Below are 23,194 nucleotides of genomic sequence, written 5' to 3'. Positions count from 1 at the left end.
AGCATAGGGCTCATTCGCACGGCTCACGCCACTTGGACGGGCGCGCGCAATAGCATAGCATCGCGGCGTATCCGCATCACGGAATGCAGCCCATTTCCCGAATATGCCCAGACTATCCTTCGCGAACGCCGGTACGGACAGGGCTGAACTCAAAGCAAGCGCGGCTGCGGCGCCGACGACTACCCACCTATCGAAACGTGCCCCCGCAGCTCGCATGTTCAGCGCAGGAAGTCCCCAGCGACGCGGCCACGCCCACCGGGGGCGCGATCGGGATTGAGCTGCTCGTAAACCGCCGCATTCTCGATCACGCGTTGGACATAGTTCTTGGTTTCGAAAATCGGGATCCGCTCGATCCAGGTGACCCAATCTATGCTGCCTTTGCGGGGATCGCCATTGCGGCGCAGCCATTTGTTAACATTGCCCGGCCCGGCATTATAAGCGGCGATAGCAAGCGGATATGCGCCGCCGTAATAGTCCATCATACGCGCGAAATAGCCATTGCCGAGCTGCACGTTGTAAACCGGATCGTCGATCAACCGTGACTGCATGTAATTCATGCCGAGCTTGCCCGCCTGTTCGCGCGCAGTCCCCGGCATAAGTTGCATCAGACCGCGTGCACCGGCGTGGCTGATCGCATTTTCGGCAAACTGGCTTTCCTGGCGGGAGATGGCGTGGATCATGGTCCAGTTGCTACCCGGCGGGGTATCCATCGTCGGAAATCCCTGCGCGACGAACTGGTTGAAGCCGTCCGCTCCTGCCGCTTCTGCGACATTTACGGACAAGTCGCGCCGTCCGGTCTGGCGGGCCAGCTCGGTTGTCAGCATGTGTTCCGCTTGCGTATCGGCGTTCTGCGCGATAGTGCGGTAGAACTGGATACCTGTGCGCCACGGAGCGCCTCTGGCCACATGGCGTACTGCTTCCGTGAGGGGAGCGGCATTGAATGCGGTGACTTGTTCGGGCGAGGGTTGCTGGGCGTTGCGTGCGCCCGGGAAGGGCACTTCGCTACCAAGTTTCTCCAAGGCCAGCATACCATAGAAGCGATCGGAATATTCGCCCGCCATGCGGTAATAGCGATCCGCCTCGGCACGGTTGCCTGCGCGTTCGGAGGCAAGTCCGGCCCAATAGAAACCCTTAGAACGTGTCTGCGGCGTTTGCGCGGCAGCACCATAACGGTAGAACAGAGGGGCGGCAGTCGCGTGGTCGCCAAGCTCCCAAGATGCCTTCGTACCGCCAAGCCACATCAGCGACGTATAGTCGTCGCGCAGCTTGTACGCCTCGCGGCTAATATCGGTATTGGGTGCAAACAGATCGTCGACCTTGGCCGCAATACGCTGCGCCGACCGCGCGTCCGCGCCGCGTGCTACGCGTAGCATTTCTGTGACGAATGCTTCCGGATCGAGCGGTAAGCCAGTGAATGCCGGGCGCGACGAAAGCAGGTTGATAGCCTGGGGAAGCTGCCGCTGCATCCGGTAATAGCGCGCGGTGTTGTAGACATAACCGGGATCGCTGCGTGCCGATGCAGGTAGTGTCATGGACGGGGCATTACCCTGCAGCATAGCGAGACGCGCCATCGCGACATCGCGATATGCGGGGCTGACATTCGCAATTTGGCGCGCTGCCGCCTCGACCTCACCCTGCCATAGCAGCGCATCGATCCGGGCGTCGTGATCTTCCGGACCGAACCGGCTGCCGAACTGGCTGACCAGATACGCCTCCGACGGGCTGCTCATTTCGCCGCCGCGCCATGCCTCCAGCGCCACCTTGGCGGCTTCCGCCCGGCCCATCGCAGCCAGCGCCAGCGCATAGCGTGCGCGGCCGGAATTGGTCAGTGGCGGGTGCGTATCGAAATAGGCCACAACACGCTCGGGTGAAACAGGTTCGCTATCCAGCGCGCCTTCCGCTCTCGTACGCAGACGGTCTTCCTGCGGGAAACCGGGATAAGCCACGAGGAACCCGGCATAGCGGTCGAAACCGAGGTTCTGGTTGTCGACCAGCAACTGCCATGTATCGACCACCTGAGCGGTACGGTTGGGTTGGCTGGCCACCAGATCCGCGCGCGCCTGGTTCCAGGCTGGTTGCGCCTGCGCCGAGGCGGTCATGATCGGGGTGGTCAGTAGTGCGATGAATGTCAGATGTTTGCGAGCCATGCTGGACATAATGGGCGCGGCGTCCTTATTGCGCGATGAACGAAACACCCGCCATGCGCTTTATTTGACGCATTGCGAATGATTGTGTCGCAGTGACGATCCAGTGATGTCGCAAACGCAAACAGCTACCGAGGATTTCAAGCAAATGCCCGCTCCCATCTTCCAGGGTTCCATTCCCGCGCTTGCCACGCCGTTCAAGGATGGCGGGATCGATGAAAACGCCTTTCGCAAGCTGATCGATTGGCAGATCGAAAGCGGTTCACAGGCGCTGGTTCCCTGCGGAACCACGGGCGAGGCATCGACCATCTCCAACGCCGAACATCACCGGGTGGTGGAGCTGTGCGTGGAACAGGCCGCCGGGCGCGTCCCGGTTATTGCAGGCTGCGGCAGTAACGATACCCGCAATGCCCTGCTGCACATGAAGTTCGCGCAAAAGGCTGGCGCGGCCGCCGGGCTTTGCGTTGCCCCTTATTACAACCGCCCGAGCCAGGCTGGCCTGATTGCGCATTTTAGCCATTTGGCGGAGCATGGCGACTTGCCCATGGTGCTGTATAACGTCCCGGGCCGCACGGTGACCGATATCGAGCCCGAGACGACAATCGAGCTGGCGAACCGTTTCCCTGACCGGATCATCGCCATCAAGGATGCGAGCGAGGACCTGTCGCGGGTGGCCGATCACCGGATGGGGATTGGGCGCGATTTCTGCCAGCTGTCCGGCAATGACGAGTTGGCGTTGCCGTTCAACGCGGCTGGCGGGAAGGGCTGCATTTCGGTCACGGCCAATGTCGCGCCGGCCATGTGTGCGGAGTTCCAGCAAGCTTGCGCGGATAATGATCTGGTGCTGGCCCGGAAGCTTAACGACCGGCTTTACCCGTTACATTACGCGATGTTCGAAGATGCCAGCCCCGCTCCTGTGAAATACGCGCTGAGCCGGGTCCATGACTGGTTTCCCGAAGACGTACGTTTGCCACTGGTCAATTGCAGCGAGGCAGCCCGCGCCAAAGTGGACGCCGCGCTGGAACATGCCGGGCTTCTGTAATGGCACGCCCCAAACCTGTAGAATTCGACAAACAAAAAACCGTCGCGGAAAATCGCCGTGCGCGGTTCGATTATGCGGTCGAGGATAAATACGAGTGCGGCCTGATGCTGCAAGGCACCGAGGTGAAGGCCCTGCGTGCTGGCGAGGCTTCCATCGCGGAAGCCTATGCCGAGGTGCGTGGCGGGGAGGTCTGGTTGGTGAATGCAAACATCCCGGAATACAGCCACGGCAACCGCCTGAACCACGAACCCAAACGGCCCCGCAAGTTGCTGCTGAAGGAGCGCGAGATCGCCCGTATGACCGGCGCGGTAGAGCGGAAAGGCATGACGTTGGTGCCGCTCTCTGTCTATTTTAACGGGAAAGGCCGGGCGAAGGTCGAGCTGGGTTTGGCCAAGGGGCGTAAGGCGCAGGACAAACGCGAATACCAGAAGGACCGCGATTGGCAGCGGGACAAGGCGCGGATCATGCGCGATAAGGGTTAGAGCCTGATGTCGGGCTCGGTCGGTTTGGCCGGCGCTTCGGTCAATCGTTGGCAGCGATCCTTCTGCCCCTTAAATATTAACCATGGTCTACCCACTTTGTCTGACGCGGGCCTTTCGATTGCAGGCCACTGACTGTAAGGCTTGGGCAGATGGGACAGCGCTTCACAAACTGGGCGGGCAACAAGATGCCTACGCGCGACGAGATGGCGAAAAACCGCTTTCTCGCGCCGATTGCCCACCGGTTCCTTAGCCCGGAATTGTGGCGCTTTACCCGCCGCTCCGTACCGCGCGGTGTGGCGCTGGGGCTTTTCGCCGCTTTCATCGTTCCGCTGGGCCAGATCTTCCTGGCGGCATTCCTTGCCTTGCCAGCGCGCGCGAACGTGCCGCTGGCGGCGCTCGTCACCTTCGTCACCAACCCGTTCACCGTGCCGTTCTGGCTGTGGGCCGCGAACCGCACGGGTGCGTTCGTGCTGAAGTTCGATGCCGCAACAGGTGGTAACGCGCAGGCGCAAATGTCCGGCGCTTCGTGGGAGGCCCTGGTCGGCTGGTTCGAAGTGGCCGGGGTTACCGTGTTCGGTTTCATCGTCATGGCCGTGGTCTCGTCGGCGGTGGGGTACCTTGGATCAAGTGTCGTGTGGCGGTTTCTCGTATCGCGGCGGCGTGCGCGCAGATTACGGCGATTACAACGGCGGCTGGATGAGCGGCTGGCGGCGCAATCGGCAGCCTCTGCGTCGCAGGCAGGGGTCGAGGGTAACGGCGCATGATCCACCCGGACGAGCGGGATATTCGCCCCGTTTCGCTTTACGCTGGTCTCGCGGTCGCCGTTCTGGTCAGCGCCGCTTTATTATGGCTCGTATCTGATAGCGTCCTGCTTGCCGCAGGATTTGGTACGGCGCTTGGCGTACTGCTCGGCGCACTGATTGTGTTGGTCAAACCTCGCAGTGATGTAGCACTGCGGGGCGAGCTCATGCCGGACTGGTCGGTTACAGTGGCTGCCATCGAACATGCGCAGGAAGCCATCGCTATCACGGACCGCGCCAACCGGCTGGTCTGTGCAAACCGCGCCTATCGCGATGCGTTCGGGATCGATGCCGCACCACCCAATCTCGATTTGCAGCGTCCCGCCGTCGAACGGCTGGTCAGCCTCGCCCGGGCGGCATGGCGCGATGGCTCGGCTGAAGTCGAGAAGCTGTCAAACATCAGTGGCACACCGGATGTCTGGCGGGTCGAGGCTAAACGGGCAGGTCGGGGCGAAGACTATCTCCTGTGGCGCTTCTGCGAGTTGGCGGAGGAAGATGTAGCGCAAACGATGGGTGCGCGCATAACCGGCACGTTCGGACGCCTCCTCACAGCATCGGGAATAGAAGCGGCAGTGGTCGGCGTGGATGGTATAGTACGCGCCGTTTCCCCCGGTTTTGCCGAGCGCGCTTCCGGCGATGCGAACGCAACGCTTGCTGGTCAGGACTTCGTTGGTTTCCTGCGCTCGGACGAACGTGACCGCATTTATTTCGCGCGAGAGGGACGCCGGGGCAGTCCGCAGACCCTGATCGAGGTGGCGCTGGACGAGTCCACTGCCACGGTCGCCGGTCCGCAAGGACGTAGCGGGCCGGCGTTGATGTTGATGATCGATAGCGGCGTTGGCATCGGTGGCGGCTGGGAAGGTGCGGCTGCCGGTAACATGCCGCAGCTGGAATCGCTGCTGGGTGCGCTGCCGCTGGGCCTCGCCATGACGGATCGCGATGGGCGCTTCCTGTTTGCAAATCCGTCATTCCTCCGGGCAGTCGGGCGGTATGATCGCGGGCTGCCGCAATATCCGTCGGATTTGACCGTGCGCGAAGATAAGGGCGCCCTGGCCGATGCCGTCCGCCGGTTCGGCAAGGGTCCGGCCTCGACCGGCGATATGGCGGTGCGGCTGCGCGATACTCCGGACGAACCGGTTTCACTGGGTCTTGCTGGCGTGCGCGGTCTGGGCGATGCGGCAGTGCTGTTATCAATCGCGGACTCTACTGAGGAAACGCGGCTGAAGCGGCAGGTGGCGCAGGCCACGAAAATGCAGGCGGTTGGCCAACTGGCCGGCGGTGTGGCGCATGATTTCAACAATGTGCTGACGGCAATTATCGGCACGTGCGACCTCATGCTGCTCCGCCACACGCCGGGCGACAGCGATTATGACGATATCCAGCAAATCCGCGCCAATTCCAATCGCGCGGCCAGTTTGACGCGCCAATTGCTCGCCTTCTCCCGCCAGCAGACGCTTCGTCCGGAAGTCCTGCAATTGCCCGACGTCATGAGCGAAGTCAGCCAGCTGTTGAAACGGTTGATGGGTGAGAAAGTGCAGTTCTCCGTCCGACACGATCGCGATCTGGGCCCGGTGCGCGCCGACCCGCAGCAGCTGGAACAGGTCATCGTCAATCTCGCCGTCAATGCCCGCGATGCCATGCTGGAAAGCGGTGATGGCCCCCGCCGGCTGGAGATGCTGACGCGGCGGGTTGATGCGAAGGATGTCCGCCAGATGGGCTCCGAAATCATTCCCGTCGGGGATTACACCGTGCTGGTGGTGCAGGACACCGGACGCGGTATTCCGCAGGAAAACCTCGGCAAGATTTTCGAGCCGTTCTTCACGACCAAGGATCTGGGTAAGGGCACCGGGCTGGGGCTGTCCACAGTCTACGGTATCGTCAAGCAATCCGGTGGGTTTATCTTTGCCGAAAACGTCGAAGGCGGCGATGCTTCGCGGCCGACAGTCAAGGGCGCACGGTTCACTGTCTATCTGCCGGTTCATCTTGGCGAAGCGCCTGAGGCGGCGCCCGAAACAAGCGCGTCACCCGCCAGTGAGTGGTCAGGCGGCGGGCGGCTGTTGCTGGTCGAGGATGAGGATATGGTCCGCGCCGTTGCCGAGCGGGCGCTGGTCCGGGCGGGCTATGAAGTAACAAGCTGCGCCGATGGTGAGGAAGGGCTGGCTACTTTCCGGAATGATCGCAAATTCGACATGGTCGTTTCGGACGTGGTCATGCCGGGCATGGATGGACCGGCCATGGCGCGCGGTATTCGTACTCTCGCCCCGAAGATGCCGTTCCTCTTCATGTCGGGCTATGCCGAGGAGCAGCTGCGCCGCGATATTGACATCGACAATATGCACTTCATGCCAAAACCTTTCAGCGTGCAGCAAATCAGCGACAAGGTCGGCGATATAATGAGCCGGACGCGCACCTCCAACGAGGCGTTGCAAAATCCATGATGCTTTGTATCACTGAAGTGTCTTGCAGGGGCGTTTGCTAGTAAGCTTTGTGTTGGACAGGAAGGCACAGGCCGGAGGGAAGAAACAGTATGAAGCGCAACTTCACGACGCTGGCCCGCGACATCATCGTCTGCTCTGCAGCCTCCGCGACCATGCTTCTTGCAGGGACCGCCAACGCGCAGCCAGCTCCGAGTGCGGAAATATTAGCCGATCCGGACGCCACCGCCCAAGGTGACGTGAGCGTCACGATCTACAACAACAATCTGGCACTGGTGCAGGACATCCGGCAATTGCCGATCCGGCGCGGCACCCATTCCGTGGCGTTCCCCGATGTCTCGGCCCAGATCCGGCCCGAAACGCTCAGCTTCAATGCCGACGGCACGACCATCATCGAACAGAATTTCGATTTCGACCTGCTGACCCCGGCCAAGCTGATCGAAAAGGCTATCGGCCAAACCGTGACGCTGGTCCGCACCAATGTGGCCACTGGCGAGGAACGGCGCGAGCGAGCCACCGTACTTTCCACCGCGGGCGGGACGATTGTGAAAATCGGCGACCGTATCGAGGTGTTGCGCGATGACGGCCTGCCGACGCGCGTTATATTCGATCAGGTGCCACGCAATCTGCGCGCGCGGCCAACGCTGTCGGTCACCTTGCAGAGCGACGCCGCCGGCACCCGCCCGGCATCCATCCGCTATCTCACCCCAGGTCTGGGCTGGGGCGCCGATTACGTCGCGCTATATGACGAGGTTCGCGGTGTGGTCGATATGCAGGGCTGGGTTACGCTGACCAACAACACCGGAACCACTTTCCACCGCGCCGACACGTTGCTGGTCGCAGGCAGCGTCGGGAACAACACACGCCGCGATAACAACCGCAATATGCGGCGTGCTGGCACCGAGACAGCCGATCGGGAACGGCTGGGCGAGTTCTACCTCTATCCGATCGCCGGACGCACGACGATTGCCAACGCGCAGACGAAGCAAGTCAGCTTCCTCGACATGCAGGCGGTCCCTGCTGCAAAAGTCTACGCGCGCTCAGTCGGTTGGCTAACCAGCGATCCGCGCCCGGTGAATGTGGCGAGCGAGATCGCTTTCAGCTCATCGGCGCAAGGCGGATTGGGCGATGCGCTTCCTGCCGGAGCGGTGCGCTTCTACCAGCGGGACGTGCAGGGCAATCCGCAATTCATCGGCGAGAATACAATCGGTCACACCCCGATGGGCAGTACGCTTTCCCTGAAAACGGGCGATGCATTCGATGTGCTGGTGCAGGCCGAAGTGGAAAAGCGCGAAGAGATCAGCGCGGCCGAGTGGCGCAAAAGCGCGCGATACCGGGTGGTGAAGGACGGTGAGATCGTCGAGGAAGGCATGGTCGAGCGTCCGGTCGATTACTACCGTACCACGATGCGCTACACCTTCACCAATGCCAAGCCGCAGCCGGTCGATGTCGAACTGACCCAGGCCGGGCTCGACCGCGGCTGGTGGTCGCGCGACTACCGTATCGTAAGCGAGGACGTGGAAGGCGAACAGATCAATAGCGGTAGCCGCAAATATGTCGTGCGGGTCCCCGCCAATGGTCGCCGCGAAGTCCGGGTTACCTACGAAACCCGGTATTAAGGCGCGCCATGCGTACCGTGGCATCCTTGCTTGCGGCTACCTTGCTTTGGGCCATCGCTGTCGTCTCGGCAGCCATGGCGCAGGAACCCGCGCGCTCTATAGTCGATGCAAGCGAGCCCGACGGGCTGTCGGTCACCGTCTATCGCGATCCGGCGCGCGGTCCGCAGGAAGAGATGGATCTTCGCTGGCCTGAGGGGTTCGCCATGATCAGCGAGACGCGCACCGTCACGCTGCCGCCAGGCCAGTCCCGCATCCGGTTCGAAGGCGTATCCGAAGGCATGGTTGCCGTGAGCGCCATCGTCACAGGCCTTCCGGGTGGCACGATCGAGAAAAACCGTAATGCCGATCTGCTCAGCCCGGGTGCTTTGGTCGACGGCACGCTTGGTAATCGGGTGAGGATAACAAGGACCGATCCCGCAACCGGCATCGAACAAAGCCAGCGGGCCATCATCCGCACACGCGCCGATGGCGGGTTGGTCGTGGAAACGGATGAAGGGTTCGAGGCGGTGCGCTGCTCCGGTCTTCCGGAGCGATTGTCTTTCGACCGCGTGCCGGAGGGGCTTTCGGCAAAGCCGGTGTTCTCGATCGATACGCAGGACCCGGCGGGCGGCACTTACACGGTGACTCTGACTTACCTGTCATGGGGTTTCGATTGGCAAGCGCATTATGTGGGTACGATCCTGGAAACGCGGCCCGCACCGAAAGGTGGCTCGCCCGAAATGGTGCTCGACTTGCTGAGCTGGCTGACGATCCTGAATGATAATGGCCAGAGCTTTGCCAATGCAGACTTGCTGGCGGTGGCCGGCACGTTGAATGTGGAAAGCGATTTCGAGGAACTGGCCGACGCACCCGAGGCAACGCCGTTGCGTCTGCTTTGCTACCCCATTGGCAGCACGGCCCGAGGATCTCCCATGCCGCGTATGGAGCGGTCAGGGCGCACCTTCAACTCCCCGGCCCCTATGATGGCGCCGCCTCCCCCTCCGCCGCCAGCGCCTGTTTCGGCAACTTCGGATCAGAAAATAGTCGTTACCGGCTCACGCATATCGCAGGCCACGCAAGAGGATTTGGGGGATCTCAAGCTCTACCGCGTGCCACAACCCGTTACCGTTTCATCGAAGGGTTTGAAACAGGTCGCCTTCCTCGACAAGGAAGCGGTTATCGCACGTCAAATCTACCGGACGATCTGCGAGCCATGGAATGAAAAGTCGGGCCTGGTGGGCGCGGGCCGGTTGCTGGTAACAAAGAACGAGGAAGCTATGGGACTCGGCGTAGCGATGCCCAGCGGCGGCTTCACCCTTTTCGAGCCAGGCCCCTACGGCGATCAGCTCGTCGCAGAACAGGGTTTGCGTGATTTCGCCGTGGGGCAAGATATCGAACTACCGGTAGGGGATAGCTCAGCGGTGTTTGCCTCATGCAGCAATGCAGGACGCGGCACTCCAGACGATAACGGTCGGAAATGGACCCGGATGGAAGCAAAGGTTTCCAACGCCAATCCTCATCCTGTTACCATGCGGTTCGTCCTGGGGGCATCCTCGCAATGGTCTGTTCGAGGATTGCGCAAGGTGGAGATCAATGACGGAATGCGCATTTACGAAACCGCTGTCCCGGCGAAGACGTCCCGAACATTCAAATGGAAAATTCGCCGCACTGATTTCGACTAAAGCGAACTTTCGGCCTAAAATCCCGGATTAGCCCGGTTTTTAGCCGATGCAATAATTTTGCGTTCCCCTCTTGTTCCTGCGGAACAAAGCCGATACATACTGCAACAGTTGAAGAGCGGGGCATCTGCCCTAGGCAACTGATGGAGGCAATGTCATGGCTGCTAATCTCAAGCTGGTTGAAGGTAAGGAAAGCAACGTGGACCGTCAGAAAGCACTGGACGCCGCACTCGCGCAAATTGATCGCGCATTCGGAAAAGGCTCGGCGATGAAGCTGGGCAGCCGGGAGACGATGAATGTGGAATCCATTTCCACAGGATCGCTCGGGTTGGATATCGCGCTCGGCATCGGCGGCCTGCCCAAGGGGCGCGTTATCGAAGTCTACGGACCGGAAAGCTCCGGCAAGACAACACTGGCGCTGCACGTGTTGGCGGAAGCGCAGAAAAACGGCGGTACGGTTGCCTTCGTTGACGCGGAACACGCGCTCGATCCGGTCTATGCGCGCAAGCTGGGCGTGGATATCGACGAGCTGATTATCTCGCAGCCCGATACTGGTGAACAAGCGCTGGAAATTGTCGACACCCTGGTGCGCTCGAATGCGGTCGACGTACTGGTTGTGGACTCGGTTGCAGCACTCGTGCCCCGCGCCGAGATCGAGGGCGAGATGGGCGATAGCCACGTCGGCCTTCAGGCACGTTTGATGAGCCAGAGCCTGCGCAAGCTGACCGGCTCGATTAACCGGTCCAAGTGCATGGTGATTTTCATCAACCAGCTGCGCATGAAAATCGGCGTGATGTACGGCAATCCCGAAACCACGACAGGCGGCAACGCGCTGAAGTTCTACGCGTCCGTTCGCCTCGACATTCGCCGCACCGGCCAGATCAAGGATCGGGACGAGATTATCGGCAATTCGACCCGTGTAAAAGTGGTGAAGAACAAGGTGGCGCCGCCATTCAAGCAAGTCGAATTCGACATCATGTATGGCAAGGGTATTTCCAAGACCGGTGAAATTCTCGACCTTGGCGTGAAAGCCGGCATCGTTGAGAAGTCCGGTTCCTGGTTCAGCTACGACAGTATTCGCATCGGTCAGGGCCGGGAAAATTCCAAGACCTATCTCGATGAAAACCCCGAAATTCGCGACCAGTTGGAAGCCGCTATTCGCGGTAAGACCGACGAGGTTGCCGAGGATATGATGACAGGTCCCGACGGGGACGACTGACACTGCTCCTCACGCGGAAGGTGGCATCCCTAACCGATGCTCTCGGGTTCTTTTTAAGGATCGGCCTTTCGGAAACACGGATAACCGGCGCTCCTCCTGACGGATTGGCGCCGGTTTTTCGTGTGTTTATTATACACAAATGTTAAATAATTTCTTGTATCGCGAGGCGGCTTGTCAATACGACGAGTGAGAAGAACACGCGATTCGGCTTCTCTGAATACGGTTACCCGGCAGTTTTGGATCAGCTAACTGACTATTCACAGGTTTTCCGACAACCTCAGCTGGTCGGGCGCAAGGTGGGAACGATGACGGATCAGGTATTGTGGGAAGGGCGTGTTGGCGCCAGCTGGGCCCAGGAATGGCGCCGCACCGATCGCAGCTTCAACGGACTGACGGACACGATCCTCGGGGCGGCCAGAGCGGCTTCGTTTACCCGTGCGCTCGACATCGGCTGTGGTGCTGGCGAGATCTCTTTGGCGTTGGCACGCGAACATACACGGGCCGAAATCACAGGTATCGATGTTAGCAAGCGATTGATCGACGTCGCACGAAATCGCGGCGTCCGACTTCCCAATTTGCAATTCGCAACGGACGACGCGGCAGGCTGGTCTCCCGACGCATGGCAACCCGACCTTCTTATTTCACGCCACGGTGTCATGTTCTTCGCGAACCCTGTGGACGCATTTGCAAATCTCGCAGCTCAAGCAGCGGAAGATGCGAGGCTGATCTTCTCTTGCTTCCGTAGCCCGTCTGAGAATCCTTGGGCGCAAAGGGTGAGAGAACTGCTTCCGGCCGATCCCTCGCCTGTCGGCGATCCATACGCGGCAGGTCCGTTCGCATTTGCCGATCCAGCATATGTCGAATCGACACTGGCCCGGTCCGGTTGGACCGACGTCGTCATCGAACCGGCGGATTTTGCATACATTGCCGGAGCAGGCGAGAATGCCCTGGATGACGCCGTATCGTACTTCCAGCGTATCGGACCCGCTGCCGCGGCCGCAGCCGAATTACCTGACACGGATCGCGAAGCTTTTGCAGGGCGGCTCCGGGCTTTCCTGCGCAACTATCAGGACGGAGAATTGGTGGCCATGAAAGGCGCGGCCTGGTTGGTGCGCGCGCGCAAGGGTTAGTGTCGGCAATCCTCAGACCGTCCAAACCACCGTTCCCGAATTTACCAAGGTCCGACTAACGCGCAGCCAAGCGGCAGTTTCCGGATCGCCCCTCTTACGGCAAGCCTGCGCGCAATCGCGACTTGTCGCTAGCTGGTGGTTTCCCTAATTGAACGCCATGCAATCGACCAACGACATTCGCCGGTCCTTCCTCGACTTCTTTCGCGGGGCCGATCACGCCGAGGTGCCCAGCGCGCCGTTGGTGCCTTACAACGATCCCACGCTGATGTTCGTGAACGCCGGGATGGTACCGTTCAAAAACGCGTTCACCGGTCTTGAGGCGCCGCCAGCCCCGCGCGTCACCAGCAGCCAGAAATGCGTGCGCGCCGGCGGCAAGCACAATGATCTGGACAATGTCGGCTATACCGCGCGACACCACACGTTCTTCGAAATGCTCGGCAATTTCAGTTTCGGCGACTATTTCAAGGAACAGGCGATTTCCAACGCCTGGACGCTGCTTACGAAAGAATGGGCACTCCCGGCAGAAAAGTTACTCGTCACAGTCTATCACGATGACGACGATGCGGCTGATCTTTGGCGCAAAATCGCCGGCCTGCCCGACGACCGCATCATCCGGATCGCGACGGACGATAATTTTTGGTCGATGGGGGACACCGGCCCTTGCGGCCCGTCTTCCGAAATCTTCTTCGATCACGGTGAAGACATTGCTGGCGGACCACCGGGATCGCCCGATGAGGATGGCGACCGCTTCATCGAGATATGGAACCTGGTCTTCATGCAATATGACCAGCGCGAAGGTGGTGAACGCACCGCGCTGCCGAAACCCTCTATCGACACCGGAATGGGGTTGGAGCGGGTCGCGGCGGTCATGCAAGGAGTACATGACAATTACGATATCGACACGTTCAAGGCGCTGATTGCGGCATCCGAGATGCTGACCGATGTGCCTGCACAGGGTGAGCAACAGGCAAGCCATCGGATCATTGCCGATCACTTGCGCTCCACCAGTTTCCTGATGGCGGACGGTGTCCTGCCATCGAACGAGGGGCGCGGATATGTGCTGCGGCGGATTATGCGACGCGCCATGCGGCACGCGCATCTGTTAGGCGCTAAAGAACCGCTGATGCACCGGCTCGTCCCGGCGTTGGTTACGGAAATGGGTCAGGCTTACCCCGAATTGCAGCGTGGACAGGCGCTGATCGAGGAAGTGCTGGAACGGGAGGAATCGCGCTTTCGCCAGACGCTGGAAAAAGGCCTGAGTTTGCTCGACGATGCAACTGGGGATCTGGGCAAAGGCGACCGGCTCGACGGTGAAACTGCATTCAAACTCTACGACACCTATGGCTTCCCCTATGATCTGACCGAGGATGCCCTGCGCGAACGCGGTGTTGCAGTGGACCGTGCAGGCTTCGACGCCGCGATGGAGCTGCAAAAGGCGGCAGCTCGCGCCGCTTGGAAGGGGTCGGGCGAGGCCGGGTCAGACGAATTGTGGTTCGACATTGCCGAGCGCGAAGGAGCCAGTGAATTCACCGGCTACACCGCCACTAGTGGGGAAGGTGCCGTCGTTGCGCTGGTGCAGGACGGTAAGGAAGTAGGCTCGGCCAAGGCTGGCGACGAAATTACCGTCTTGACCAACCAGACCCCGTTTTATGGCGAAAGCGGCGGGCAAACGGGCGATGTCGGTTCCATCACCAGTCCGGACGGATTGTCGATCGAAGTTACGGATACCGGAAAGCCGCTGGGCCGCCTCCATGCGCATAACGGCAAGGTTTCGAGCGGCAAGATCACGAAGGGCGACACCGTCCATCTCGATGTGGATGTCGCCAGGCGCGATAGAATCCGCGCCAATCATTCGGCGACACACCTGCTACACGCGGCGCTGCGCAACAGGCTGGGCGGTCACGTGACGCAAAAGGGTTCGCTTGTTGCAGAGGACCGGCTGCGGTTCGATTTCAGTCATCCCAAGCCACTCAACGACGCGGATATCACCGCGATCGAAGCTGAAGTAAATCAGGAAATTCAGTCTAACGAAACGGTTGCCACCCGCCTCATGAGCCCGGACGACGCGGTCGAAGCCGGAGCGCTGGCGCTATTCGGCGAAAAATACGGCGACGAGGTGCGCGTCCTTTCGATGGGGCGCGCCGGGCAGGATGGCCGAAATTACTCGGTCGAACTGTGCGGCGGTACTCACGTAAAGGCGACTGGTGACATCGGTCTGCTGCGGATCGTTTCCGAAAGTGCGGTATCATCCGGCGTACGGCGTATCGAGGCATTGACCGGGGAACCTGCGCGCGAATGGCTCGTCCAGAGGGACGAGGCCTTGCGTACGGTTGCGGCGACCATGAAAACGTCGCCTGACGAAGCACCCGCACGTGTAGCTGCGCTGATGGAAGAACGCAGGCAACTGGAACGTGAACTGGCGCAGGCCCGGAAGCAGTTGGCGCTCGGCGGCGCCTTGAGCGGGACCGAAGCTGTGAAGGACGAGGAAGTTGGAGGGGTGTTGTTCGCAGGACAAGTGCTGGAAGGCTTGAACCCAAAGGATCTGCGCGGACTTCTGGATGAGGCGAAAGAGCGGATGGGCTCAGGTGTCGCTGCAATATGTGCGGTCAATGATGGCAAGGCGGCTTTCGCAGCAGCAGTCACCGATGACCTGACTGACCGTTTCAGCGCAGTCGAGCTGGTCCGTGCCGGTGTCGAGGCGTTGGGCGGAAAGGGCGGCGGCGGCAGGCCTGACATGGCGCAAGGTGGCGGCCCGGATGGCGGGAAAGCTGATGATGCAATCGCTGCGGTGCGCGCTATTCTAGCTGGATAATAATAGGGGAACGACTGCGATGCGGCCGTTCCCCTGATTCAATGTGAACGTAGTTCAGTTGCCGTGCCGAGTGGCCCCTGGCTGGCTGCCCATCGGGATGTTTTTCCCGTCGGTATCTGCGGGGTGGCCCTGCGCGCCGTTCTTCGCGCTGCCGCTTTGTACGTCGGCAACATTCTGCGGGGCGAATTTTTCCTTGTTCGGCGTCGGTTTGGTCGGATCGGTTTTCTTGGACATGAAGTGTCTCCTCGATCCTACAAGTTGTGGGGGACCGGACTCGTTCCGCGCCAGCATTCAGCTTTTTACGGTGCGGGTCCGCAGTTGCGGGGTATGATCGAGTGCTGCATCGTCTTTGATACGATGACGAAACTCGTCGCGCTTTTCATGGATGGACGCGATGACCGGCCCCACAGCGACCCCCAGATCGACAAGTACCGCTTCCGATAATTGCAGCGAGCTTTCCAGCGTTTCGGGGACGGCGTGGCTTGCCCCGCTGCGATAGAGTTCCGCCGCGTGCGTCGTATCGCGCGCGCGAGCGATAATCGGCAGGTCCGGGTGGGCCTTGCGCAACTTCGTCACAAGTCGCTGGGCCAGCACCGGCTCGTCCATAGTCAGGATGACCGCAGGGGCAATATCGATACCCAGCTTGGTCATTGAATCCGTACGTGCCGCATCACCGAAAGTCGCCTTGTACCCCTTGCGACGCGCGCTCTCGATAAGGTCGGCGTCGCTGTCGATGGCAACGTAGGGCTTGTCATGAATGTCGAGCATTTGCGCGACCAAACGACCCACACGGCCGGCCCCAATAATGATAACGCGCGGTTTGCCGCGGTCTTCTTCGTCGAGTTGAGGGGCGGGCTCGATGCGCCGCGCGATAACGCGCCCAACACGCGCGAGAACCGGCGTGATGGTAAGGCCGATGGCGGTTACGATCTGCCAGAACTGGGCGGTTCCAGGCTGGATAAGCAACGCAGAGCCTGCCGCAGCCAGCACGATCAACGTTGTCTCGGACGGGCTAGCCATCAGGATACCGGTCTCGGCAGCCGTGCTGCGCCGCGCCCCCATCATGCGCAGGAGCAGCCCGGTCACCAGTGCCTTGAACACCAGTACCAGCGCCACGGCCAGCATGATCGAGCCGAAATTATCCCAGATCGTAGCAAGATCGATGCTCATGCCGACCGTGATCAGGAACACCCCGAGAGCGAGGCCTTTAAATGGCTCCATGATCGCCTCGACCTCCCCGTGATATTCGGTTTCGGCGATTAGCAGTCCAGCGATCAAAGCACCGACGATGGGCGATAAGCCGACGGCAGCGGTGGCCAGGCTCGCCCCGATCACGACCAGCAGACTGGCAGCGAGAAACAGCTCTGGCGACTTAGTGCGCGCAGCTTGCGCGAACAGGCGGGGTAGGGCGACACGGCCGAGCACCAGCAACCCGGCGACCACCACCCCCCCCAGCCACAGCGTATCGACCAGATTGCCCCAGCCATCGCCCTGTGCGGACGGCGCCATGGCCCCCAGCATGAAGATGATCGGCACGATCGCGATATCCTCGAACAGCAGCATGGACAAAGCAGCGCGGCCGACCGGCGACTGTGTGCCCGAAATCGGAAGCACAATTGCAGTAGAGGACAGGGCCAGCGCCAGGCCGAGGCCGATTGCGCCGGTCCAGTATTGGCCCATCATCGACAGGACGACCGCCAGCGATGTGCCGATGATCAGCAGTTCCATCGCGCCCAGTCCGAACACCAGTTTGCGCATTTGCCATAGCCGCTTGAAGCTTAATTCCAGGCCGATGGTGAACAGCAAAAGGATGATGCCGAATTCGGCAAACGGCTCCAGCGCTTCGGGGTCACTGATGGTTATGTGGGTCAGCCATGGGTATCGAAAGACCCAATCGCCAAGGCCGAACGGGCCGACTGCAATACCGATCAGGATGAACCCGATCACCGGAGTGATGCGGAACCGCGTAAAAACCGGGATCACCAGACCCGCCGCGCCAAGGATAACCAGCGCGTCGGACAGCATTTCGGATTCGAATTCGACGGCCATGCCGCCCGGTTATCGGGATGAGCCGAGCTTGTCACGAAGGGTTTGCCAGTACCCCCTTGTTCCGGCTGTGACATTTTCGTGGCAGAAATGAAAAAGGGGGAGCTGAACTCCCCCTTCTCCCAATTATATCTCGTTCAGAACCGGCTTCAGGCGGTCATGGCCTTTTCCAAGTTCTGCACGATGGCTTCGAAGAACTGCTCGGTCGTGAGCCAATTTTGTTGCGGACCGATCAACAGCGCCAGATCCTTGGTCATCTGGCCATTTTCCACGGTTTCGATGCAGACGCGTTCCAGTGTCTGCGCAAACTCCACGACTTCGGGAGTTTCGTCGAACTTGCCGCGATAAATCAGACCGCGGGTCCATGCGAAGATGGAAGCGATCGGGTTGGTGCTGGTGGCCTTGCCTTCCTGATGCTGACGGTAATGGCGAGTGACGGTGCCGTGCGCCGCTTCTGCTTCCACACAGTCGCCCTCTGGCGTCATCAGGACCGACGTCATCAGTCCAAGCGAGCCGAAGCCCTGCGCAACGGTATCGGACTGCACATCGCCGTCATAATTCTTGCAGGCCCAGACAAACTTGCCGTTCCATTTAAGAGCGGAGGCGACCATGTCGTCGATCAGGCGGTGTTCGTAGGTAATGTTAGCCTTGGCAAACTTATCCTTGAATTCGCTTTCGAAGATTTCTTCGAACAGATCCTTGAACCGGCCGTCATATTTCTTGAGAATGGTGTTCTTGGTGGAGAGATACACCGGCCACCCACGATCGAGACCGTAATTCATGCTGGCCCGGGCAAAGTCGCGGATGCTGTCATCCAGATTGTACATCGCCATCGCGACGCCGCTGGACTGAAATTCGAACACGTCGAGATCGATGTTCTCGCCATCGGCGCCTTCGAATACAAGGCGCAGCTTGCCCGCGCCGGGGATGAGCGTGTCCTTCGCGCGGTATTGGTCACCGAATGCATGGCGGCCCACAACGATCGGATGCGTCCAGCCCGGCACCAGACGCGGGACGTTATCGATTACGATAGGCTCGCGGAAGACCACGCCGCCCAAGATGTTGCGGATGGTGCCATTGGGGCTGACCCACATCTTCTTGAGGCCAAATTCTTCCACCCGCGCTTCGTCCGGAGTGATGGTTGCGCATTTTACGCCGACACCGTGCTGCTTGATAGCGTTGGCCGCATCGATAGTGATCTGGTCTTCAGTCTCGTCACGCTTTTCGATCGACAGATCGTAATAGTGCAGATCGACATCGAGATAAGGCAGGATCAACCGTTCGCGAATCCATTGCCAGATGATCCTCGTCATCTCGTCGCCGTCGATTTCGACAATCGGATTCTTGACCTGAATTTTCGCCATTATGCCTGCCTGTTGCTGAAGTTTGAAACGGTTGCGCGGGCTTTAGCAGAGGCGTGCGTACGTGCAAGACAGGCCGGACAGGCAGTGTGCGTCCGACCCAGCAACATACAGGTCCAACGTATCGCAGTTCTGGATGTCGGATGCGAATGGTGGGCGTAGAGAGAGTTGAACTCCCGGCCCCTGCGATGTCAACACAGTGCTCTACCACTGAGCTATACGCCCACGCTTTCGCTTGTACCCTTACCGGTCCGGTTGATGCCGGCGGTTCGGTTCTGCCTGCGGTGTAAACGCGGCAGGCGCGCCACCTAGCGGGATGCTCTAACCTGCGCAAGCCCTGCCGTCAGAGGCCGGGCAGGCACGTAAGGAAAGTCAGCAATAATGTGATACCGGATCAGAGGGTGGCCTGCCGCTGTTCGGAAAACAACTGGTCGACCTCTGCCACCAGATCGCGCAGGTGAAACGGCTTCGACAGCACCTTGGCGTTGGGCTGTTCCTGCCCCGCTTTCAGACTGACGGCGGCGAAACCCGTAATGAACATGACTTTGGTGCGCGGGCTCAGCTCGTTACATTTCTGCGCCAGTTCGATGCCATCCATTTCCGGCATGACGATGTCCGACAATAGCAGGTCGAAACTTTCGCTTTCCAGCAACGGTATCGCCGCTGTCCCGCGATCGACCGATTGCACGGCATAGCCCGCCTGTTCCAAGGCACGCGCAAGATAGATGCGCATGGATTCATCGTCTTCGGCAAGGAGTATGCGTAAGGGGGCAGGTTCGGTCATGTCCGCGCCTATACCCCCAACCATTTAACAAGTCGCTGACAATGAACCCGTCGCTACGCTTTGACATCACATGCCGGTATGGGCAGCACCGGAGGGTGTTGAATGATGATGGCAAATTGGACGACGAGTCGCAGTCTCCTGCGCATTCTGTGCGAACCGGACTGGCAGCCGAGCCATTCATGCTTGAAATGGCTGCAATTCCCGCTGTACCGGTGTTGCTGGCGGTACCCCATGCCGGCCGCACTTATCCGGACCAGATTACCGCAAATATGCGCCGGCCTGACGATGCGAAGCTAAGGCTGGAAGATAGGTACATGGACCTGGTTGCACACGAGGTCGCCAAAGCTACCGGGGCGCCGTTGCTGATCGCGCATACACCCAGAGCAATCATCGATCTGAACCGTGCGGTCGAGGATATGGATTGGGGCATGGTAAGCGGTGGCAGGCCGGAGAAGAGCGACAACGCAAGCCGGTTGGAAGGCCTGAACCGTCGCGCGCGCAGCGGGTTGGGGTTGATCCCACGCCGTATGGCCGGGCACGGTGAAATATGGCGCAAACCGCTGAGCGCTTCAGAAGTCGAGGCACGCGTTTCGGAAACGCACCGCCCGTATCACCGGGCCTTGTCCGGCGCGCTCGAACGTATCCGCGATCATTGGGGAGGGGCGCTGCTCATCGATTGTCATTCCATGCCGCCGCTGAAATCAGCGCATATTGGGCAAAGCGCTGCGGAATGGGTGGTTGGCGACCGGTTCGGAGCATCGGCTGACGGGGCACTGGTCGCCAAGGCGATGCAATATCTGGCGCGGCAGGAGCGTCTGGCAGCACACAACAGACCCTATGCTGGCGGATATGTACTGGATCGCCATGCCGCACCGCGCCGGAATATCCACGCGATCCAGCTGGAAGTCTGCAGGAGCGCTTACCTGGACAGTCGTTTGAGCGAACCCGGACCACGCCTGTCTTCTGTCGCCAGGATCATAGCGGGGCTGGTGCGGGAATTGGCCAGCGAGATGGCTGCTATGTCTGGTCGCCCCTATCCGCTTGCCGCCGAATAATTGTTCGAGAGTTGCATCATAAAATGCGGAACTATAAAGAAAAAACCGCCCTACGCGAATGCGCAGGGCGGCCAAGGTTCAGGGAGGTGGTGCGCCTAAAGGGGGGAAGGGCGCACCATGCCGGATGGACCATGAGGGCGGTACCACCCGGACACCATGAATATAAGTATCGGCCCGGCGCGGTTCAAGTCCGCGGCCGGGCCGACATTTCCAATTTTATGTGACTGGTATCCCAGTACAATCAGGTCTTGGCGTCAGCTTTTGGGCCTTTGCCCTGATCGAGCTGCCGCTGGAAAATGCTCCGCATCACGTCGAGCGACATGAGGTGCGCTTGGCAAAGCGCCAGAATGCCGTTCTTGTGGAAGGTAAGGATGGTCTCGTCATCCAGTTCGTTCAGTTTTTCCTGATTGACCATCTGGAAACCGCGATAGAGGAACGGCTTGGCGTCATCGCCGCCCGCCTGGATTGAAACTTCGCCTTCCATCAGCAATTCGCGCGATGTCAGTTCTTCCATGAATTGCTTGGTTCGCGCGCCGGACTGTTCGAACTTCTCGCAGAAGTCGAGCACGCCCTTGGTCGCCTCGGACGCTTCGCCCTTGTCATCGAAAAGCGGCTCGCCTTCCTTGAAGTCACCGATCGCTTCGCAGGTCGGATCATAGCAAAGCGAAAGTTCATCGGTGTCGTTCGTAAGCTTCGCCAGCAGCCACGGGTAGCGGCGAATGTAAGCGGGCATATAGACGGGTTCGGTAATCTTCCCGTTATCGTCGAGGAAGGTGTTCACGCCTTCGTTCAGACCCATCAGAGCCAATGGCAGGGGATTGTCGCCCGAAGAAAATACGATTGGGAAATGACGCTGCGCCTGAATGAATTCATCGGCCGTCAATGGGATGGCGTGCTGTTTTGCCAGCCACGGGGCGGAATCGACCGTTCGGCTATGGAAGCCGCGATGTTCCTTGCTGTTGAGCGGAACGAGATCGTTGTAGAACAAAGGAAGTTGCGGTTGCGTTTGCGGCGCGCTGGCCATGGTCGTCTCCGTCATACAGGAGGTGAATGGGTGGCAGTGAAGCAGATGCGGGATGCCGGGGAAGGGCGCGCTTTAGTCGCTGCCTGCGCCCGGTGCAACCGGCACGAGCTTGCCGGGATTGAACAACCCTTGCGGATCGAGCGCGTTCTTCACGCGCCGCATCAGGGCAAGCGCCACCGGATCGCCCAGACGCGCCAATTCATCACGCTTCATCTGGCCGATGCCATGTTCGGCGCTGATCGAACCATGCCATCTGGTAACAAGGTCGTGGACGAACATGCTGATTGTCTTGCCTTCCGTCCGTTCCCACAACCCTGCCGCCGCGCCTTTCGGGGCCAGTACGTGGAAGTGGACATTGCCATCACCCAGATGACCGAATGCCACTGCCGTCGTACCGGGGAAACGCGCTTCCACCTGGGGGACCGCATCCTCGATGAACCGTGCCATCTGTGCTGGGGGGACGGAAATATCGTGCTGCATCGCCGGGCCGATCGCTCGCTCCGCAGGGGCGATCGTATCGCGCAGCAGCCAGAAGCTGTCGGCCTGCGTCTCATTTGCGGCGATCGCCGCGTCGGTCAGCAGCCCTGCGTCTAAGGCGCTTTCCAGCACAGCCTCCACCTTCGCGGCAAGGCCGGTTTCTGCGGACCGGGGCACTACCCATTCGATGAGCGCGTTCCACGGATGCTTGGTGCCAAGCGGGTTGCGCGCGTCCGGCAAATGATCGAGCACCGCGGCGAGGCTGTGAGCTGGCATGACTTCGAAGCCTTCCATCAGATCGCCCAGTTCCCGCTCGCAATGAACGAGCAAATCGCGAGCCTGCGCAATGGTTTCGCATCCCGCCCAGCATACGGTGCGCTCACCAATTTCCGGTAGCAGACGCAAGGTTGCGGCGGTCACGATGCCAAGCGTGCCTTCCGATCCGATCAACAGCTGTTTCAGATCGAAGCCGCGATTGTCTTTTTTCAGCGGCGTCAAAGCGTCGAACACGGCGCCGTCGGGCATTACCGCTTCCAGCCCAAGCACCTGCGCGCGCATCGATCCGTGGCGCAGCACCTGCGTACCCCCGGCATTGGTCGATATCAGTCCGCCGATCGTGGCCGATCCCTTGCCGCCCAGTGTCAGGGGAAAGCGCAACCGCTCGTCTGCCGCTGCCTCCTGCAAGGTTTGCAGGATCACACCAGCCTCGCAGGTCGCGGTCATGTCGCCCGTATCCAATTCGCGAATGGCGTTCATTCGGCGAAGGGACAGCAACACCGCATTGCCATTCTCATCGGGAGTGGCACCGCCTGACATCCCGCTATTGCCGCCCTGTGGGACGATCGGGACACAATGCTGCGCGCAAAGCTGCACCAGTTGCGACACTTCCCCGGTATCCGCTGGTGAGGCCAGAGCCAGCGCGCGTCCGGTGAAACGCCCGCGCCAATCCGTCAGCCATGGAGCCATCGCCGCCGTGTCGCGTGTCAGACCCTTTGGTCCCAGTATTTCGCTGGCCGCGAGCAGGAATTCGTCGGAGTTCGTCATGCAGCTACCTTTGCCATGATGTGCAGTCTTCACGCCAGCCTTGCAATGGCCCGACTGTCAGT

The 23,194-nt window shown here is 60.3% G+C and carries 17 protein-coding genes and 1 tRNA gene; 10 read left to right on the top strand and 8 right to left on the bottom strand.

From position 1 onward, the window contains the following. Positions 1 to 218 precede the first annotated feature (218 nt). Positions 219 to 2,156: a lytic transglycosylase domain-containing protein gene (locus HME9302_RS07035; protein ID WP_115367559.1), complete on the bottom strand. Its 1,938-nt coding sequence runs from the start codon at positions 2,154 to 2,156 to the stop codon at positions 219 to 221. A gap of 148 nt (positions 2,157 to 2,304) precedes the next feature. Between HME9302_RS07035 and dapA the strand changes: the two genes are divergently transcribed. From dapA to alaS, 9 genes are all read left to right on the top strand, one after another. Beyond that, the gene (gene dapA, locus HME9302_RS07030; protein WP_115367558.1) at positions 2,305 to 3,186 is read left to right on the top strand and encodes a 4-hydroxy-tetrahydrodipicolinate synthase; all 882 of its coding nucleotides are present in this window, start codon (positions 2,305 to 2,307) and stop codon (positions 3,184 to 3,186) included. Beyond that, positions 3,186 to 3,668 carry an SsrA-binding protein SmpB gene (gene smpB, locus HME9302_RS07025; protein ID WP_115366427.1) on the top strand — a complete coding sequence of 161 codons (483 nt, stop codon included), beginning with the start codon at positions 3,186 to 3,188 and terminating at the stop codon, positions 3,666 to 3,668. Before dapA ends, smpB begins: the two co-directional genes overlap by 1 nt. Positions 3,669 to 3,817: 149 nt before the next feature. Beyond that, positions 3,818 to 4,432: a DUF2062 domain-containing protein gene (locus HME9302_RS07020; protein ID WP_230079908.1), complete on the top strand. Its 615-nt coding sequence runs from the start codon at positions 3,818 to 3,820 to the stop codon at positions 4,430 to 4,432. Continuing rightward, the gene (locus tag HME9302_RS07015; protein ID WP_115366426.1) at positions 4,429 to 6,906 is read left to right on the top strand and encodes a hybrid sensor histidine kinase/response regulator; all 2,478 of its coding nucleotides are present in this window, start codon (positions 4,429 to 4,431) and stop codon (positions 6,904 to 6,906) included. Before HME9302_RS07020 ends, HME9302_RS07015 begins: the two co-directional genes overlap by 4 nt. A gap of 89 nt (positions 6,907 to 6,995) precedes the next feature. After that, positions 6,996 to 8,522: a DUF4139 domain-containing protein gene (locus HME9302_RS07010; RefSeq protein ID WP_230079907.1), complete on the top strand. Its 1,527-nt coding sequence runs from the start codon at positions 6,996 to 6,998 to the stop codon at positions 8,520 to 8,522. 8 nt (positions 8,523 to 8,530) lie between these two features. After that, the gene (locus HME9302_RS07005) at positions 8,531 to 10,183 is read left to right on the top strand and encodes a DUF4139 domain-containing protein (protein WP_115366425.1); all 1,653 of its coding nucleotides are present in this window, start codon (positions 8,531 to 8,533) and stop codon (positions 10,181 to 10,183) included. A gap of 154 nt (positions 10,184 to 10,337) precedes the next feature. After that, positions 10,338 to 11,399, top strand: a complete 1,062-nt coding sequence (gene recA, locus HME9302_RS07000) for a recombinase RecA (protein WP_115366424.1) — start codon at positions 10,338 to 10,340, stop codon at positions 11,397 to 11,399. Between the two features lie 305 nt (positions 11,400 to 11,704). Then, positions 11,705 to 12,529 (top strand): class I SAM-dependent methyltransferase, encoded by an 825-nt coding sequence (locus HME9302_RS06995; RefSeq protein WP_147270783.1) that lies wholly within the window; start codon positions 11,705 to 11,707, stop codon positions 12,527 to 12,529. Between the two features lie 157 nt (positions 12,530 to 12,686). Then, positions 12,687 to 15,341 (top strand): alanine--tRNA ligase, encoded by a 2,655-nt coding sequence (alaS, locus tag HME9302_RS06990; RefSeq protein ID WP_115366422.1) that lies wholly within the window; start codon positions 12,687 to 12,689, stop codon positions 15,339 to 15,341. A gap of 54 nt (positions 15,342 to 15,395) precedes the next feature. On the opposite strand, the gene HME9302_RS06985 is transcribed toward alaS, so the two are convergent. From HME9302_RS06985 to cpdR, 5 genes are all read right to left on the bottom strand, one after another. Further along, on the bottom strand, positions 15,396 to 15,575 hold the full coding sequence (locus HME9302_RS06985; RefSeq protein WP_115366421.1) for a hypothetical protein: 180 nt from the start codon (positions 15,573 to 15,575) through the stop codon (positions 15,396 to 15,398). A 57-nt stretch (positions 15,576 to 15,632) separates the two neighbouring features. Next, the gene (locus tag HME9302_RS06980; protein ID WP_115366420.1) at positions 15,633 to 17,390 is read right to left on the bottom strand and encodes a cation:proton antiporter domain-containing protein; all 1,758 of its coding nucleotides are present in this window, start codon (positions 17,388 to 17,390) and stop codon (positions 15,633 to 15,635) included. Between the two features lie 146 nt (positions 17,391 to 17,536). After that, a complete protein-coding gene (locus HME9302_RS06975) occupies positions 17,537 to 18,751 on the bottom strand; it encodes an NADP-dependent isocitrate dehydrogenase (protein ID WP_115366419.1) in 1,215 nt (404 codons plus the stop codon). A 147-nt stretch (positions 18,752 to 18,898) separates the two neighbouring features. Next, positions 18,899 to 18,973, bottom strand: a tRNA-Val gene (locus HME9302_RS06970). A 169-nt stretch (positions 18,974 to 19,142) separates the two neighbouring features. Continuing rightward, positions 19,143 to 19,532: a cell cycle two-component system response regulator CpdR gene (cpdR, locus tag HME9302_RS06965; protein ID WP_115366418.1), complete on the bottom strand. Its 390-nt coding sequence runs from the start codon at positions 19,530 to 19,532 to the stop codon at positions 19,143 to 19,145. Positions 19,533 to 19,648: 116 nt separating this feature from the next. Between cpdR and HME9302_RS06960 the strand changes: the two genes are divergently transcribed. Then, positions 19,649 to 20,587: an N-formylglutamate amidohydrolase gene (locus HME9302_RS06960; protein ID WP_230079906.1), complete on the top strand. Its 939-nt coding sequence runs from the start codon at positions 19,649 to 19,651 to the stop codon at positions 20,585 to 20,587. A 241-nt stretch (positions 20,588 to 20,828) separates the two neighbouring features. On the opposite strand, the gene HME9302_RS06955 is transcribed toward HME9302_RS06960, so the two are convergent. Then, positions 20,829 to 21,611: a SapC family protein gene (locus HME9302_RS06955; protein ID WP_115367554.1), complete on the bottom strand. Its 783-nt coding sequence runs from the start codon at positions 21,609 to 21,611 to the stop codon at positions 20,829 to 20,831. 72 nt (positions 21,612 to 21,683) lie between these two features. Beyond that, positions 21,684 to 23,132 (bottom strand): FAD-binding oxidoreductase, encoded by a 1,449-nt coding sequence (locus HME9302_RS06950; protein ID WP_115366417.1) that lies wholly within the window; start codon positions 23,130 to 23,132, stop codon positions 21,684 to 21,686. Positions 23,133 to 23,194 lie beyond the last annotated feature (62 nt).

Origin of the sequence: Alteripontixanthobacter maritimus, assembly GCF_003340475.1 — a bacterium.
GTDB classification, from domain to species: Bacteria; Pseudomonadota; Alphaproteobacteria; order Sphingomonadales; family Sphingomonadaceae; genus Alteripontixanthobacter; species Alteripontixanthobacter maritimus.
This window is presented reverse-complemented; position numbering and strand designations above follow the sequence as displayed.